Here is a 16344-nt window from a genome sequence, read left to right as displayed (position 1 = left end):
ATTTTACAATAATCTTAGTTGCAGAAGGAGTCACCGAGTCACCGAGTCAGTAGCCACCGAGTCAGAATCAATCAGTCGAAGATTCAGACCTGCAACTGATTAAAGACCACCAAATCTGCGATTTGGTGGGGGTGCAAAAACGCCGGTTATTCATCCGCCACTCGCACAGAATACCCAACTGAATTCTGACTCTGTGACTCCTGAATTCTGTTTGATAAGAACCATTTGGGCTTTTTACCTGGTAGGGTATGAACCTGAATCGCACGATTCTCTTCTCTAGCTTAACCTGAATTTTTTTTGATACTACTTTATAAAACTCAGACCAGGCTAGAAATTTAATTCCCTCTTTGTGTACCTGAATTTGTAGGGTTTAGCTATCGTTTTGTTTTATTTTTTGGTCCATAACTCATTTTAACTTATTTTCCCTATTCCAGGTAATTCTCCAGAATTAAACGTAGATAAACGCAAATAAACGCAGATAAACGCAGATAAAGATAAATAAATTTGTATTTTATGGGTTTCTCTTCGCTCAACCCGACCTATACAAAAATGGCTAAGGTATTGTAGGTAAAAGTGAATTGTTGCCAAAATTAGATTTGCGATCGCTAGTTGTCTATTCTCTTTAATAATCCAACTTAATATTCCCACCTTTATAACCAACCCCGGAGGCTATAAATAAAAGTACCAAAATATTCTTTTAATGCACTTGTGAATTGGTTTAAATTGTTAGTATCAGGTAGTAAATTAAGAATGGCAGCTTTAGGAGTATTGGTAAGTTCTTCAAGTTCACCCTGACTAACCAGGAAATCTGTCGGTGTGGGGATGACATCAATCCCTTGACGTTTGAAAATCTTCAAAGATCGCGGCGTATGTATTGCTGAAGTGATTAATAATACTTTTTTAATACCACGAGCTTCAAGTATTTTATGGACATTGACAGCGTTTTGATAGGTATTGAGAGAATCAGGTTCTTGAATAATTGCTGCTGCTGGCACACCAATAGATGTGAGAATAGTGGCCATATCTGCTGATTCTGGAGAACCACTTCCGCGCCAATCTATGCGACCACCACTAAGGATAATTATAGGGGCTTTTTTCTGAAAATAGAGTTGAGCAGCATAAATAACGCGATCGCCTGCTTCACTTAAATCTACCGTCGGACGTGGCCAAGTTGCTGATTTAGTTGCACCACCTAAGACAACAATAGCTTCTGCATTAGGAATTTGAGTCCCAGGGATATTTTGCCATTCTAGGCTACGGATCATGTATTTTGCCACCCAAGCATTACTAGAAAGCAGTAAGACAGCTAAAGATAGAGAAATGGCAATTGTGGCCATGCGGGGACGTTTTCGCAAAGTCACTAAAGCCACAATTAAACAAACACTTATCAAACCCAAAGGGTAGAAAAATAATGGGAGTAATTTTGATAGGTATAGAAACATAATTAGTCAATTATCAACTGTTAATTACTTTTCCCAAAATCGAAAATTGAAAGTTGTAGATATGCGACGGAAACGTTTGGTAGGTTTTCTTTTACGTCTTTTAGCACTTCTTTCACTAGGTTGTTCTATATCTTCTACTACAATATCCTCAGATAATTGTGTTTGTAATGCTTCCTCACTACGCCACCAACCAATAATCCAGCCACCACCAACTCCAGCAATAGCGCCAAACACAATGCTCATAGGTGCTGAATAACCTAAAAAAAGACACCCCATCATAAAAAATAACCAATATTTTAATCCAGCATCAATGCCCTCGTTAGAGGCTACTGTGCTAGGTTCAGGGTTATTATCATTTGCGGCTGTGAACCACCCCAAACTGACACCCCCCATAATGGCTATAAATAGACTTAAAGGAACTGAAGCTTGAGCAGTTCTGGAGATAATGAATATAAATAACCCAAATAATAATTGAGAAAAGAAATTAGGTGAAGAAGAGAAAATATTGCCTAGCAGATTGTTTTTTGGTGCCATAACAGTAAGAATTTAGAATTTAGAATTAAAACAGCCTCTAAAAATTCAGTGTATTGCTAAACCCTAACTTACTACAATACCTTAGCCATTTTTGTGTAGGTCGGGTTGAGCGAAGAGAAACCCGACGTATTTGTTGGGTTTGGTCCCATTGCTCCGCGAACGTTCACGTGACCCAACCTAACCTACGAATCAACGAATTTTTTGATTTGGCTAAGGTATTGTTACTATAGAAGTAATATTTGATAGTGGAAATGTTACGTAGGGTGGGCAATGCCTACCCTACATACTTAAATCATCATTGATGATTCCTATAGGCAAAAATTAAATCAATCCTGATAATTGTGCTTCTAGTGGTTGAGTTGTATCCACAACTGTTATATAAGGTTGTTCTTGATCTGTAAATGGTTCAGATTGATTGATTTGGGATGTTAATAAATCAGCAGTTGCATCAGCAATATCACCAGTCCGGTTAAGCAGTCGTTCTTTTAAGACTTCTAACGGTGCAGTGCAATTGATAATATGCACAGGTAATTGATGCTTTGTAGCTTGAGAAATAGCTTCTGCTCGTAAATCCTGACGGTCATATTTGGCATCTAAAATCACTGACCAACCTTGATTAGCCAGTATAATTCCTAATGCCAACAATCGGCTATAGGTTTTTTCAGTCATTTCTGGTGTATATATTTCATCTCCACCTCTTTCTAATAGAGGAATTCCTGCTAAATGCTTACGCACAGCATCAGAACGGAGATGAACTGCATTTAGTTTCCGTGCTAAATGTTTCGCTGTGGTACTTTTACCAGCACCAGATAACCCCGACATCAAAATCAGTTTTCCCTGTTGAGGTTTAGTATATTCCCAAGCTTGACGATAATATGCAGAAGCTGTTTTTGCTGACTCTTCCTTTACCGTAGCGGGGATATTAGGATCATCTAACAAAAAGGAATTTACCTTGGCTCTTACATAAGCTTGACGGCTTAGATATAAAGGTAATACCTGTAAACCTTCCCAATCTCCAGTTTGCTCTACATAGGCATTTAAAAAAGCATTTCCTAAATCTTTACGTCCTCTGGCTTCAATATCCATAACTGTAAAAGCCACATCATACATAACATCAACGAAGCGAAAAGGCTCATTAAATTCTATGCAATCAAATAGCATGATTTTGTTATGCCAAAGAGCAATATTTCTGAGGTGTAAATCGCCGTGACATTCGCAAATATAGTTACCGTCAATTCTGCTTTTAAATAGTTCTGGATATTGAACAAAGAAGTTATCTGTATATTGTTTTGTTTCCTCAAACTGCTCTTTTGTCTGAGGTCCACCAATATAGTTTTGAGCTTGCTGATAATTCTCATCAATTGCTAATCGGACTTGTGAGACTTCCCCAAAACTGCGAATATAATCATTTGTCTGGGCTTGAGCATGGTATTGCGCCACCACTCGTCCCAATTCTTCCAAGTGACTTTCTTCTAATTTTCCACTGGCAAAAAGTTCACTAAAAAGTGATGATTGGGGAAATTGTCGCATCTTGACTGCATATTCTACAGCCTCTCCTGTTCCGCTTAAATGGTATTGTTCACCGACTAAAGTTAAAGGGACAACTTCCAAATATAATTCACCTGCACCCCTTTGATTTAAGCGCAACTCTTCCTGACAAAAATGTTGTCGTTTTTCTAGGGTGGAAAAGTCTAAGAAACCAAAGTTGGCCGGTTTTTTTAGCTTATAAGCATAATCCCCTGTTAAGAGGACATAAGAAATATGAGTTTGAATCAGTTGAATTGGTTCTGTTACGGAATGAGGATAAAATCCTGGCTGTAACATTTGTGTAATGAAAGTGGGAAGATTTGTGTCTGTCATTGGTAATTGGTAATTGGTAATTGGGAAAATTGTTGCTTCTATTCCCTGTTCCCTACTATAGGTAATTTCTCAACAAAAAAACCAGGGCTAACCCTGGTTCTCTTAGTTATTATTACCTGAATTCTAGCCTTTAGTGCCAGCAAAAAAACTTAGGTGATAAGGTGTGCCTTTGGCTGGATGAATCTGAATTTCACGAAGTACGGTTGTACCAGTCCATTCTAATTCAGGAATGCTGAGTTCAATTTCGGTTTTATTAGCAGTAACTTGTTTGAGCAAGCGTTCTACAACTTTAGCGTCAAGAACTAGACAAATTGTTTCAATCCCTTTGTGACCATACAAATTGGCGGGAATTAAGCCAGAACGGCGCAAAGCTCTGGGTTTGCTACCTTCTGGGCGTGTTTTAGATTCGAGTGTAATTGCCATATAAGTTGTTAGTTGTTAGTTGTTAGTTGTCAGTTGTCAATTGTTAGTTGTCAGTTGTTAGTTGTTAGTTGTCAGTTGTTAGTTGTCAGTTGTCAGTTGTCAGTTGTCAGTTGTCAGTCGTCAGTTGTCAGTTGTCAGTTATTTTATCAATGACTAATAACTAATGACTAATGACTAATAACTAATGACTAATAACTAATAACTAAACAGGTATACCATTGGGGTGCAACAGTGCGCGTTTGGGACCGTGAATAGGGTCTTCTACAATGATGGTTTGATCACGACTTGCTCCCAGGGAAACAATCGCTATCGGAACTTCCATCAATTCTGCTAAGAATTTTAGATAGTCTAGAGCTGGCTGTGGTAACTCTTCCAGGGTACGACAGTGACTTGTTGAAACTTTCCATCCTGGTACAGTTTTGTAGATGGGACGACAACGAGCGAACAAACGAGCGCTAGTGGGGAAGTGATCGCAACGTTCACCATCAATGTCATAAGCGATACAAACCTTGATTTCCTCTAGTTCATCGAGAACATCAAGTTTGGTAAGTGCCATACAATCCATACCGTTAATGCGGACTGCATAACGACCTATAACCGCATCAAACCAACCACAGCGACGTTTCCGCCCTGTTGTTGTGCCAAATTCCGCACCGCGATCGCCCAACAATTCCCCAATTTCGTCATCTAATTCCGTGGGGAATGGACCTTCTCCGACTCTTGTAGTATAGGCTTTGGATACTCCAATTACCCGGTCTATCATTGTTGGGCCTAGTCCACTCCCAACGCAAGCCCCACCAGCAACTGGGTTAGAGGATGTGACATAGGGATAAGTTCCGTGATCTAGGTCAAGTAATGTCCCTTGTGCGCCTTCAAACAAAATATTCCGTCGTCGCAAAACTGCATCGTAAATTTTCAACGATGTATCAACGACAAAAGGACGCAAGCGTTCTGCATAACCTAAATATTCCTCAATCACATCTTGCGGATTTAGGGGTGGCAGATTATACAGCTTTTCTAAAATGGTATTTTTATAGTTTATCGTCCGCTCTAATTGCTCACGAAGTCCATCGGTGTCCATCAGGTCTAACATCCTGATACCTGTACGTTCCGATTTATCCGCGTAGGTAGGACCAATACCTCTACCTGTTGTGCCGATTTTATGATTTCCCCGGACTTCCTCTGATGCTTTGTCAATCATGCGATGATAAGGCATGGTAACATGAGCCGTCTGAGATATCAATAGATTAGCCGTGGAAATATTTAATTGTTCTAGTTGATCGAGTTCTTTGATTAAAACCTGTGGATCTATCACTGTTCCACAGCCGATGATACACTCGGTATTTGGATACAAAATACCAGAAGGGATTAAGTGCAGCTTAAACGTCTGACCTTGGACTACGATTGTATGCCCAGCGTTAACTCCCCCTTGGTAACGGACAACCACGTCTGCCGAGCCGCTGAGTAAGTCAGTTATTTTACCTTTTCCTTCATCGCCCCACTGGGCACCTATGACAATGACGTTAGCCAAGAGATTATATTAAAGGGTAAAGTTTCCACAAATTACAATTATTAGCAGATTTCTTTGTCCTTGTCAAGAAATTAAAAATGGTGAATAATTACAAGTGATAAAAATAACATAGCGAATGACTTTGACCGCTAACTTTTAATTCTTTCAGAATTGACTAAGCTAATCAGCATTTAAGCTGCATAAGCTGGGGGGATCCAAATCTGACAGGTGTAGGTTTTTAATATTCTCTGTAAAGGCAAGACCAACTGATGACGAGGAAGGATAGTAGACAAGGAGGATTTTATCCACAAAATACTCAGTTTGTAGTTTGTTTTATTGCCAATCGTACATTCCTTTGTCCGGTTTTCCTCCCTTGTCACCTTGTCTGCCTTGTCTGCCAAGTCTTGTCCTCAATCCTGATATAGAGACTAAAGCATTGAAAAATGAATTTCAGTTTAAAATACTTCGGCTCTTCAGTACTTGTTATGCTAAACCGAGAAATTGAGAGAAGGGAACAGGGAACAGGGAAAAAATTTTAATTTTCTAGTTTTTTAATAAGACTAATAATCATTCTGCTTTCTTCTTTTAATAAATTAAGAATCATTTCTACATCTTTTTATGAACATAATCCTACTCGGTGAGATAAAATTAGATGAGTTTTTAATTCATTAACTGACCCTTGAGCTATGTTTAAAAATCTTATATATTCTCCTCTATATCTTACACTGAAGTGTCTGAGTTTCTAATTTACCGCGAGGTCTTATGAATTATCTATCAAGCCTAATTAAAAAACAATTAGGCGTGTTTTTCGTCAAATTCCGCAAGTATTTTCCTCTCAGTTTGATTACAGCGATTTTAGCCATCTCCTTAACGAATTGTACCACTTCAACCTCCTCACCACTACGCATCGGTACTAACCTTTGGACAGGATATGAAACCTTATATCTAGCCCGTGATTTGGGTTATTATGATCAAAGCCCGATCAAATTGGTAGATTATCCTTCAGGAACAGAGGAAGTACGGGCTTATCGCAATAATGAAATTGAAGGTGCAGGATTATCAATTGATCAAGCTTTAGTCTTAGCTGCAAATCAAGAAAACATTAAAATTATTGCCATCGTGGATGTTTCTCATGGTGCAGATGTGATTTTAGGAAAACCAGAAATAACAGACATAAAAGCTTTAAAAGGCAAACGGGTTGGTGTAGAATCCACCTCTTTAGGCGCATTTTTCATGGCTCGTGCCTTAGAAAAGAATGGAATGTCTGTGAAAGATATTCAGATAGTTTCTTTAGAACCAATCGAACACGAACGAGCTTATAAACAGGGAAAAGTAGATGCCGTTGTTACCTTTGGACCTGCTAGAATTAAACTATTAGCAGCCGGGGCAAAATTATTATTTGATAGTAGCCAGATTCCTGGAGAAATTGTAGATATTATCGCTGTTAGCACAGAAGCGATCGCTAATTCTCCTGATACCATTCAAGCATTAATCAATGGGCGATTTCGGGCTTTAGATTATTTAGAAAAAAATCCCCAAGATGCAGCGAATCGCATGGCAAAACGCACTAAAGTAACCTCTAAACAAATTTTGGATGCTTTTAAAGGATTAAGTCAACCCAACTTACAAGAAAATCAAAAATTACTCGATCAAACTGATCCTGCTCTGGTGAACGGGATGAAAAAACTTATCCAGATTATGATGGAAAATAAATTAATATCAAAAGCAATTGATCCTGTAAATATTCTTGATGATCGTTTTATTAAAAATGCCAAATTATCCAGTCAGAAAAACTCATAAAAATGAAAAGTTTTCCCCTACCTCTAAGATTTTCTATTCCGACGGTTTTAATCTTGTGTGGTGGATTATTGGGAGTAACTTCTTTCAATCAAGAAGTTGCCGAAAATTATAAAAAAACAGAATTAAATACTAAAGACTATTTGCAGATTTCCGCAGGACAAACATCAAGAATCTTAGAATATTTGTATCGCAGATCAGATATTGAAGATGCGGAAATTACGATTATTAGTCAACTTGGTAGTGATCCCAACCTCAATTTAGTCATACTAATTAATGATAAAAATATCATTCATTTATCCAACCGTTATGAACTTGAAGATACTCCCATAAGTAACACAGTTGCGGCAGATTATACGGCTGAGTTAACTACTGTCCGAGAGAATCTAGCCGGAAAAATTATCCTCTCACCAAATAAGAAAAAACTAATTGCGATTTATCCCGTTTTTCTACAGGTTTTGCCCAACGAAATCCGCCCTTCTAGAGTGGGAATTTTGTTTTTTGAATATGATCTTACCCGGACTAAACAACAAGCTTTTAATGATGCTTTAAAGCGATCTCTCATATTCAATGGTTCATTAACTATATTTTGTTTAGGATTATGGTTTTTCTTTGAATTAACTCTCACTCGGCGAGTTTCTCAATTAGTTGCAGCTAGTAATAGTTTAGCTGAAGGCAACCTTAATATCAGAACTAAATTATCAGGTTCAGATGAACTTGCTCAAATCTCCATTGCTTTTGATGACATGGCAAATAAGATTCAAGAAAATACTAGAATCCTGCAACAGGAGTTAATAAAAAGGGAGATTATAGAAACCAAACTTACAGAAAGCAACGCACAACTTTCTATTTCCAATCTGGAACTTGCCTCTGCAACTAATGCTAAAAGTGAATTTCTAGCTAATATGAGTCATGAAATTCGCACACCCATGAATGGTATAATTGGGATCACCCAACTCTTCTCAATGACAAATCTTACAGAAGAACAAATAGATTTTATTCATACTATTCGAGATAGTGGTGATGCCCTTTTAACCATTATTAACGATATTCTTGATGTCTCAAAAATTGAGTCAGGAAATTTGCAATTAGAAGAACAACCTTTTGTTTTAAGAGATATCATCAAATCTGTATGTAGTCTTCTGGCTACACAAGCAGATATAAAAAATATTAACCTTGAATATTTCATAGATCCCAATATTCCTCTTCATCTTTTAGGAGATAGTTTACGCTTACGTCAAATACTTCTCAATCTGATCGGTAATGCCATTAAATTTACCAACTCTGGCAGCGTTTATGTGTCAGTCAATAGTAAATTAATTGCTAATGATCAAAAATGTCCAGAATATCAAGTAATAATTAGCATTAAAGATACAGGAATTGGTATTAATAGCGATCAATTGCAAAAACTATTTCAACCATTTACCCAAGCTGATGCTTCCATTAGTCGCAGATATGGTGGTACAGGTTTAGGTTTAGCAATTAGTAAAAGTTTAGTTAATTTAATGAGTGGAAGAATTTGGGTAGAAAGTTTAGGAAATATTGCCGGAACTCCTCCTGATAATTGGATAGCAAATGAAAATGACCATCATCAAGGCTCAATATTTAATTTTACATTAATTGCTAAAGGTATTTTATCTATTGACTTAATTCCCAAAGATGCAATAAAACCATCTCAATCAGAAGATACAAACTCTCAATTACAATTAAAAATTCTCTTAGCTGAAGATAATAAAGTTAATCAAAAAGTAGCAGCTTTGACACTTAAAAAACTTGGTTATATTGCCGATATTGCTAACAACGGCTTAGAAGTATTAGCCATGTTAGAAAATAAATACTATGATGTCATTCTCATGGATATGCAAATGCCAGAAATGGATGGTGTCACAGCCACCAAAATAATTCGTCAATCACCTCAAAATCAACCTTATATTATCGCTTTAACAGCTAATGCCCTAGAAACAGACCGTCAAATATGTTTAGATGTAGGCATGAACGATTTTATCACCAAGCCCATTGTAATTGCAGAAATTACCCGCGTCCTATCAAATTATTTGCAAATTCATAATTAGTAGGGTGGGCAATGCCCACCATTATGTTAAATTAATAACCCTATTAATCCTCGTGATCATCGAAAGGATCATCTAATTGCTGACTTGGAGGTCCAAAAGATGTGTAAATTGCCATACCAGTAATAGCAACTAACGCCGCGCAAAAGGTAATTCCAAGCATCGTAGCGGGTTCTAAGTCCATAAATTTAGACACATATTATGAAAGCCATATCTATAGAATATTACAAAATTTAACTTAATTATTAATCACTAAAAAACTTTTATAGCTTAGGCTTCACTATTAGCCAAATAGGGGCGTATTGCAATACGCCCCTACTTATCCGTTAGTTTCCACACCTGCCAGGGAATAAATTCCCTGTCTAATAGCTCAAGTCTACTGAAGTAGACTAAGGAGTTTTCCAAATGTTTAGTCATTTTTAGATAATTCTGACTATTAGCAATGAACTTGAACACTTTGCCAGATATAGGTTTTACATTAAATTGACACCAATGAGCATTGCTAAATCCCTACAATAAGCTTGACACTCTGCGCTCTAAAGAGACGCAGATTCTATAGAGAGTTTCAGTCTATATCCCTCAGTTATTCCAGTTTCAGGCAGGGCTCCTTAATATTGGGTTCTTGCCCTGATTTCGTTTGCCCAAAAGGGCGAAATCATATCTGACAAGCGTATACTTTCCGAGAGTCCCCCGGTAGGTTTTTATGTCTTGTACTGACAACTCAATCATACCACAATATTGAAGGCGGATAAATTCGGCATTTGTCGGTTTTCCCCTTCGGTCTGAAGACACGAAGCTCCCAACCTTCCCGTGTTCCTCTTGTGGTTTTCTCCGCTATACATATTTAGTATGTTCTGTTAAGAATCAACACCTGTAAAATTCTGAGTATTGCAAAGATTCATGGCTTTTTCTACTCCCTGTTTGAAGCTAAATTCTCCGCACTCAACAACAAAGTTTAAAACTTGAGACATGACCTTATTTTCAGTGGCGGAAAATCGTCCTAAAACATGAGAAACAGTATGAGAATTATCCCCATCTATTGCCCCTTTTGGTTTACCTATACCAATCCGCAATCTGGGGAAATTTTGGGTATTGAGGTGAGAAATAATGCTTTTCATGCCGTTATGTCCACCCGCAGAACCAGATAAGCGTAAGCGAGTTTTGCCCAAGGGTAAGTCCAAATCGTCATAAATAACTAATACTGATTCAGGCGGTAATTTGTACCAATTAGTTACCGCTTGCACAGCTTGTCCAGAAAGATTCATATAGGTTAAGGGTTTGAGTAAGCGGATTTTACCCTTACCTCTTGTATTCCCCTCCCCAAACTCTCCTTGAAACTTGCGATTTTCAGCCAGAGAAATTTGCCAAGCGCGAGCTAGGGTATCTATAGCTGCAAAGCCAATATTATGACGAGTTTGATCATACTTAGGTTCTGGGTTTCCCAGTCCAACGATTAGCTGGGGAATCACCAAAGCCGTTGGTTTTATTTCTTCATCTTTCATCCTTATATATTTTCTGGCTGGGATTTTCCAGCTTCAATGTGTTTATGTTCTAGTTCAGCGGTTGTTTGCACAGTTTCTTTCAATTGTTCAGTTTCTCGTTTAAACTCGCTTTGAAATTCATTAGAAGCTTCTTGAAAACTGCGAATGGTTTTCCCCAAACTGCGCCCAATTTCTGGTAACTTCTTCGGACCAAAGATTAATAACGCGACTACCATGATTACGCCCATTTCTGGTAAACCGATACCAAATATATTCATTTTCCTCTCCTGTAGACTGAGAAACCGCCACAGCCACTCCATAGCTTTGGGATTTAGACTAATTTTATCGCTATTTTCCGGCGTTTTTATCAATAATAAAAAAACCCGGACAAGCCATAAGTCCTAATCCCAGAATAATGTAGTGTTTCGTAGTCAATAGCAGGAAAATATTTCCCCGCTATTGACGTTTGCGGTCGGTTTGACCAGTCATTATTTCTAAGTAAAGTTTGCTTCAACCTAGTTATCTAAGCTTGTTAAGGTAAAGACACTTTCCTTTCGGAATGTTTAATCAGTACCGACAGAGCATGGAACTAGCGAATCCCAAGGTGTCATGACTTAAATAACGTTTACCCTTTGACTACGCTTGTGGGTGGTTTGGTTCACATCTAATTCGTATTACTACTTTTTAGAATGATCCCGGGTAGATGCTAACTATCAGCTTGATGGCTGAATAGCCGTTAGCCGCCGAAACTGCGCCAATCAACAAGCACATCCTGAATTAACAGAGACTTGTTATAAACTTGGAGGATTATGAGCAGAAATACCAAGAATAAACCCATAAACGCACCCATTAAAGGTGTTGTTCCCCAACCTGGAGATACCTTACCATACTCAGCATTTAAGGGTCTGAGAACATCTCCTAACCTAGTCCGTTGTGCCATAGTTCACCTAAGATTACTTACAAAAGCTTTTTTAAATTTTTTCAGACATTCCCAAACCTTCACAGGGCAAGGATTCTTGGTTTAAACTGACCTGTTTTAGATTGATCTAATTACAAGTTTAACAGTTCGTGCTTACTCGTATTGATTACGAATAATTACCCAAGCTTTTATCCAGTAGTGGATAAGTTCCCGGTTGTCTCACGGGACATGGATTAATCCAAAAGCTGTTTTTAAATTATTGCAGTTTTTGATCTTTGTTTAGCGATATTGTCGGAGGTTTTCGCCACATTTACAAAAATACTTGATTTTCGGTGTGCTAAAGCGGTAATGTTGCCAGTCATCAATAATCCTTGTAGAGACGTTACATGGGATGTCTCTACATTTTTGACGGATATGTTTGTATAAATAGGGAGAATTAGCTTTTTCAACAAAATCCATTAACACCATCAAATTGTTAGAATATGTCGATATAATCTATTATTTCCCAGGAGTATTTATTTTATCTACATCAGCACAGAGGATAAAGTGTATCTACTTATGTCAAATGTTGACAAGAGCCTACTTGCCAATTTATATGGTACGTTTGGATTTTACGCCCGAAGCCACAGCTTAATACCAAACTGCCCGGAAATCAATTTCCGGGCTAATAGCTAAAGTACGTTAAAACGTACTCTGAATAAAAATAAGAGAGTTTCAAATAAAAAAATATCCCAAAATTTCTTGTGGTGCAGGCATCTTGCCTGCTAATAATATTAGGAGGGAACCAGATGCCCATCCCACAAGATTGGATAGCGTAGAACTAGCACTGCTGCAAGCGGTTCATCTTTTTTGTGGAGTCCTTTAAAAAACTATTCAAGAAAAAGAATAAATCTCAAATAGTCGGTTTTAACCGACTTGAGCTTTTAGACAGGGAATTTATTCCCTGGCTTGAAGATTATTACCCTCCATCCTCACAATCCTCTCCTAACCATCACCAAAATGCTACAATCTACACCATGCTAGGGGTGCTTGGGAAAACAAGCTGAGATCAAACCCTTAACACCTGAGTCTGGGTAATACCAGCGGAGGGAAGCTGTTTATTTGAGGATTGTAATATGCGGACAGAATGGGTAGCCAAGCGACGTGGACAAAAAAACGTATCGCAAATGCACTACGCTCGTCAGGGTGTAATCACCGAAGAAATGCAATACGTAGCCAAGCGGGAAAATCTGCCTGCTGAACTTATCCGCTCTGAAGTGGCACGGGGACGAATGATTATCCCTGCGAATATTAATCACACTAATTTAGAACCGATGGCCATTGGTATCGCTTCTAGATGTAAAGTAAATGCCAATATTGGCGCTTCTCCTAACTTTTCCAACCTTCAGGAAGAAGTTGATAAACTCAACCTGGCGGTAAAATACGGTGCTGATACCGTGATGGATTTGTCCACAGGTGGCGGTAATTTAGATGAAATTCGTACCGCAATTATCAACGCTTCACCTGTTCCCATTGGTACAGTTCCAGTTTACCAAGCGTTGGAAAGCGTTCACGGCACTATCGAAAATCTCACCGCTGACGACTTTCTCCACATCATCGAAAAACACGCCCAGCAAGGGGTAGACTATCAAACTATCCACGCGGGAATCTTGATTGAACATTTACCTTTAGTCAGAAACCGGATTACAGGGATTGTCTCTCGCGGTGGCGGTATTTTGGCGCGGTGGATGTTGCATCACCACAAACAAAACCCCCTGTATACCCATTTCAAAGACATCATTGAGATTTTCAAGAGATATGATGTTTCCTTCAGTTTAGGCGACTCCCTGCGCCCTGGATGTACCCATGATGCGTCCGATGAAGCTCAGTTAGCGGAACTGAAAACACTAGGACAACTCACCCGTCGCGCCTGGGAAGATGATATCCAGGTAATGGTGGAAGGTCCCGGCCACGTACCTATGGATCAAATTGAGTTCAATGTCCGCAAGCAAATGGAAGAGTGTTCGGAAGCTCCTTTCTATGTTCTCGGTCCTTTGGTGACTGATATTGCTCCTGGTTACGACCATATTACCTCAGCGATTGGGGCAGCTATGGCGGGTTGGTATGGTACAGCAATGTTGTGTTATGTGACTCCTAAAGAACATTTAGGTTTACCTAATGCTGAAGATGTCCGCAATGGTTTAATTGCGTATAAAATCGCGGCTCATGCGGCGGATATTGCCAGACATCGCCCTGGTGCTAGAGATAGAGATGATGAACTCTCCGCAGCCCGTTATAATTTCGACTGGAATCGTCAGTTTGAATTATCTTTGGACCCTGAAAGAGCTAAGGAATATCACGATGAAACTTTACCAGCAGATATCTATAAAACTGCTGAGTTCTGTTCTATGTGTGGGCCTAAATTCTGTCCAATGCAGACTAAGGTTGATGCTGATGCTTTGACTGAGTTGGAGAAATTTTTGGCTAAGGAACCTGTAGCGCAAGGTTAAGCACTAAATAACAAGATCCCTGACTTCTCCAAGAAGTCGGGGATCTGAGAACATCAAAATTAAACCCTAAAAATCCATGAGTGAACAAATTAAATGGACTGCTGAAGCTGAAGTTAAACTCAAAGATATTCCTTTTTTTGTGCGTCCTTTTGCTCGTAAAAAGATTGAAAATTATGCTCAAGAGAATAGTATATTTCTAATCACTTTTGAAGTTTATGAACAGGCTAAAAAACTATTTAATAAGAATTATAATGAATTATAATAGTTAATTAACATTATTTTAGATGATTTGTTAGATCGTCATTTTTACAAGATGCAGAATCTGGTTGATCCCAATCTTGTGCAAAACATTGTAATCTAGCTCTTAAATTTGCAGCTTGTTCTTCATTAATTCCGCGCGATGACAAATCTACAGAAGTATTAGTATCAAGAAAAGTTACAATTACTCGCGCTGTATTTATGCCTGTTGGCGTTTCAGTTAATTCAATTTTCCCGTCTTTGTAAATGCCTTCGATTGATTGTAACATTAGTTTAATTTTTGGGGTAAACTACTTTTCAAACTATGCTTTTGGTAGTAACATAATTATTATATAATATTTTTCATGTTTAGTATGATTTTTGATATAGTAAAAGATTTTGGTCTTGATAGAACTTCTTGTAACTCTGAGAAAACAGCAGCACTTAACAAGATAATACCTATATCTTGAGCTTTATCTAATGCCTGACGTGGTTTACTTTGAGCAAATAAAAATGCACTTACAACAACATTTTTATCAAATACAAAACGACAGATGGCTTATTTGTTGGTTTCCACACCCGCCCTGAACTTCAGTTCAGGGCTAATAACCAAAGTCTACTGAAGTAGACTAAATATTTTCGGGATATTTAGTCATCTTTAGATGACTTTGGCTATGAGACTGGGAATGAATTCCCAGTCGGGACATCAGTTTTACGTTAAGTTGACACCAATGAGCAGTGCTAAGAGGATGTTTTAAAAGTTTTCAAGGTATAAATTAACCCCTCTCCAAACCTCTCCCCGAAGCGGAGAGAGGCTTTGAAACCCCCCTTCCCTACAAGGGAAGGGGGGCAGGGGGGTTAGGTTTTTGGAGATTATTGGTTTTATTTAATACTTTTCAAACACCCTCTAAACCTCTACGAAAAAATCTGTATTGGAATTTTATTGAATTTGTATAAGAAGTGCGATTATGGCGATTAGAGAGTTATTTGAGATAAAGTAATTATTTAACGACTATTACTAATTTCCATAATCATTTCTCCTTGCTGTAATTGTTCCAAAGCATCAGGTAAAGTAATTGTCAGAAGTTGACGTAAATTACGATTCGTCACGTTTCCACAAGTTAACCAAAGAATTTGAGGAGGTATTCCTAACCGACAAACCAAATCAACAAAATCACTGTCTTTCGTCATGATGATGACATTAGCGATTTTTGCAGATTCAAAAATTTCTATATCTTTAGCGTCACGTAACCCAATATCTCTTAATGAAAATGCTTCTATAGCAAAAGTATCTGTTATCCAACTTGCTAATGTCGGGGGTAATTGTGCATCAATCCAAATTTTCATGCTGTCAACCGCACAAAATCAGTCCGTCGTGCAGCAAACACAAGACAAGCTTGGATATCTTCTGGTTCTAAATCAGGAAAGTCTTCTAAAATTTCGCTAACGCTGACATTTTCGGCTAACATTTCTAAAATGTCACTGACTCTAATTCTCATTCCGCGGATGCAAGGACGACCACCACATTGACCAGGAATTTGCGTAATCCGATTTAATAATTCGTTCATTGAGTTAATTAGTGA

At 38.2% G+C, this 16344-nt stretch carries 18 protein-coding genes, 1 pseudogene and 1 riboswitch; of the genes and pseudogenes, 5 read left to right on the top strand and 14 right to left on the bottom strand.

Annotation, left to right across the window (positions count from 1 at the left end; genetic code table 11):
• Positions 1–650 precede the first annotated feature (650 nt).
• The 4 genes from EZY12_02340 to rplY form a co-directional block, all read right to left on the bottom strand.
• Complete coding sequence (locus EZY12_02340; GenBank protein QSX68565.1) at positions 651–1442, bottom strand: YdcF family protein; 792 nt, start codon at positions 1440–1442, stop codon at positions 651–653.
• A gap of 24 nt (positions 1443–1466) precedes the next feature.
• Positions 1467–1976 (bottom strand): hypothetical protein, encoded by a 510-nt coding sequence (locus tag EZY12_02335; GenBank protein ID QSX68564.1) that lies wholly within the window; start codon positions 1974–1976, stop codon positions 1467–1469.
• A 321-nt stretch (positions 1977–2297) separates the two neighbouring features.
• Complete coding sequence (locus EZY12_02330; GenBank protein QSX68563.1) at positions 2298–3836, bottom strand: AAA family ATPase; 1539 nt, start codon at positions 3834–3836, stop codon at positions 2298–2300.
• A gap of 123 nt (positions 3837–3959) precedes the next feature.
• Positions 3960–4259: a 50S ribosomal protein L25 gene (gene rplY / locus EZY12_02325; protein ID QSX68562.1), complete on the bottom strand. Its 300-nt coding sequence runs from the start codon at positions 4257–4259 to the stop codon at positions 3960–3962.
• Positions 4260–4271: 12 nt separating this feature from the next.
• Between rplY and EZY12_02320 the strand changes: the two genes are divergently transcribed.
• Positions 4272–4412 carry a hypothetical protein gene (locus EZY12_02320; protein ID QSX68561.1) on the top strand — a complete coding sequence of 47 codons (141 nt, stop codon included), beginning with the start codon at positions 4272–4274 and terminating at the stop codon, positions 4410–4412.
• Positions 4413–4461: 49 nt separating this feature from the next.
• Here the strand turns inward: EZY12_02320 and EZY12_02315 are convergent, their stop codons facing one another.
• Entirely contained in the window at positions 4462–5790 is a 1329-nt protein-coding gene (locus EZY12_02315; GenBank protein QSX68560.1) for an adenylosuccinate synthase, read from the bottom strand.
• Positions 5791–6304: 514 nt separating this feature from the next.
• Positions 6305–6472, bottom strand: a pseudogene (locus EZY12_02310) (four helix bundle protein).
• A 59-nt stretch (positions 6473–6531) separates the two neighbouring features.
• Here EZY12_02310 and EZY12_02305 point away from each other — a divergent pair.
• Positions 6532–7569, top strand: a complete 1038-nt coding sequence (locus EZY12_02305) for an ABC transporter substrate-binding protein (protein ID QSX68559.1) — start codon at positions 6532–6534, stop codon at positions 7567–7569.
• Between the two features lie 2 nt (positions 7570–7571).
• Positions 7572–9638 (top strand): response regulator, encoded by a 2067-nt coding sequence (locus tag EZY12_02300; protein QSX68558.1) that lies wholly within the window; start codon positions 7572–7574, stop codon positions 9636–9638.
• A 43-nt stretch (positions 9639–9681) separates the two neighbouring features.
• Here EZY12_02300 and psbN read toward each other — a convergent pair whose 3' ends face one another.
• From psbN to EZY12_02275, 5 genes are all read right to left on the bottom strand, one after another.
• A complete protein-coding gene (gene psbN / locus EZY12_02295) occupies positions 9682–9819 on the bottom strand; it encodes a photosystem II reaction center protein PsbN (protein ID QSX68557.1) in 138 nt (45 codons plus the stop codon).
• A gap of 673 nt (positions 9820–10492) precedes the next feature.
• Positions 10493–11137 (bottom strand): aminoacyl-tRNA hydrolase, encoded by a 645-nt coding sequence (locus EZY12_02290; protein QSX68556.1) that lies wholly within the window; start codon positions 11135–11137, stop codon positions 10493–10495.
• 2 nt (positions 11138–11139) lie between these two features.
• Positions 11140–11394, bottom strand: a complete 255-nt coding sequence (locus EZY12_02285) for a TatA/E family twin arginine-targeting protein translocase (GenBank protein QSX68555.1) — start codon at positions 11392–11394, stop codon at positions 11140–11142.
• Between the two features lie 458 nt (positions 11395–11852).
• Entirely contained in the window at positions 11853–12056 is a 204-nt protein-coding gene (psbH, locus tag EZY12_02280) for a photosystem II reaction center protein PsbH (protein QSX68554.1), read from the bottom strand.
• Positions 12057–12314: 258 nt separating this feature from the next.
• The gene (locus tag EZY12_02275; protein ID QSX68553.1) at positions 12315–12503 is read right to left on the bottom strand and encodes a hypothetical protein; all 189 of its coding nucleotides are present in this window, start codon (positions 12501–12503) and stop codon (positions 12315–12317) included.
• Between the two features lie 543 nt (positions 12504–13046).
• Positions 13047–13143, top strand: a riboswitch (TPP riboswitch).
• A 7-nt stretch (positions 13144–13150) separates the two neighbouring features.
• On the opposite strand from EZY12_02275, the gene thiC reads away from it, so the two are divergent.
• Positions 13151–14524 carry a phosphomethylpyrimidine synthase gene (gene thiC, locus EZY12_02270; GenBank protein ID QSX68552.1) on the top strand — a complete coding sequence of 458 codons (1374 nt, stop codon included), beginning with the start codon at positions 13151–13153 and terminating at the stop codon, positions 14522–14524.
• A 76-nt stretch (positions 14525–14600) separates the two neighbouring features.
• The gene (locus tag EZY12_02265) at positions 14601–14786 is read left to right on the top strand and encodes a PCP reductase family protein (GenBank protein QSX68551.1); all 186 of its coding nucleotides are present in this window, start codon (positions 14601–14603) and stop codon (positions 14784–14786) included.
• Positions 14787–14799: 13 nt separating this feature from the next.
• On the opposite strand, the gene EZY12_02260 is transcribed toward EZY12_02265, so the two are convergent.
• From EZY12_02260 to EZY12_02250, 3 genes are all read right to left on the bottom strand, one after another.
• Positions 14800–15051 carry a hypothetical protein gene (locus EZY12_02260; GenBank protein ID QSX68550.1) on the bottom strand — a complete coding sequence of 84 codons (252 nt, stop codon included), beginning with the start codon at positions 15049–15051 and terminating at the stop codon, positions 14800–14802.
• A gap of 715 nt (positions 15052–15766) precedes the next feature.
• A complete protein-coding gene (locus tag EZY12_02255) occupies positions 15767–16108 on the bottom strand; it encodes a DUF5615 family PIN-like protein (protein QSX68549.1) in 342 nt (113 codons plus the stop codon).
• Positions 16105–16338, bottom strand: coding sequence for a DUF433 domain-containing protein (locus EZY12_02250; protein QSX70481.1), 234 nt, complete (start codon positions 16336–16338; stop codon positions 16105–16107). Before EZY12_02250 ends, EZY12_02255 begins: the two co-directional genes overlap by 4 nt.
• Between the last annotated feature and the right edge of the window lie 6 nt (positions 16339–16344).

Origin of the sequence: Dolichospermum sp. DET69, from assembly GCA_017355425.1 — a bacterium.
Classification (GTDB): domain Bacteria; phylum Cyanobacteriota; class Cyanobacteriia; order Cyanobacteriales; family Nostocaceae; genus Dolichospermum.
This window is presented reverse-complemented; position numbering and strand designations above follow the sequence as displayed.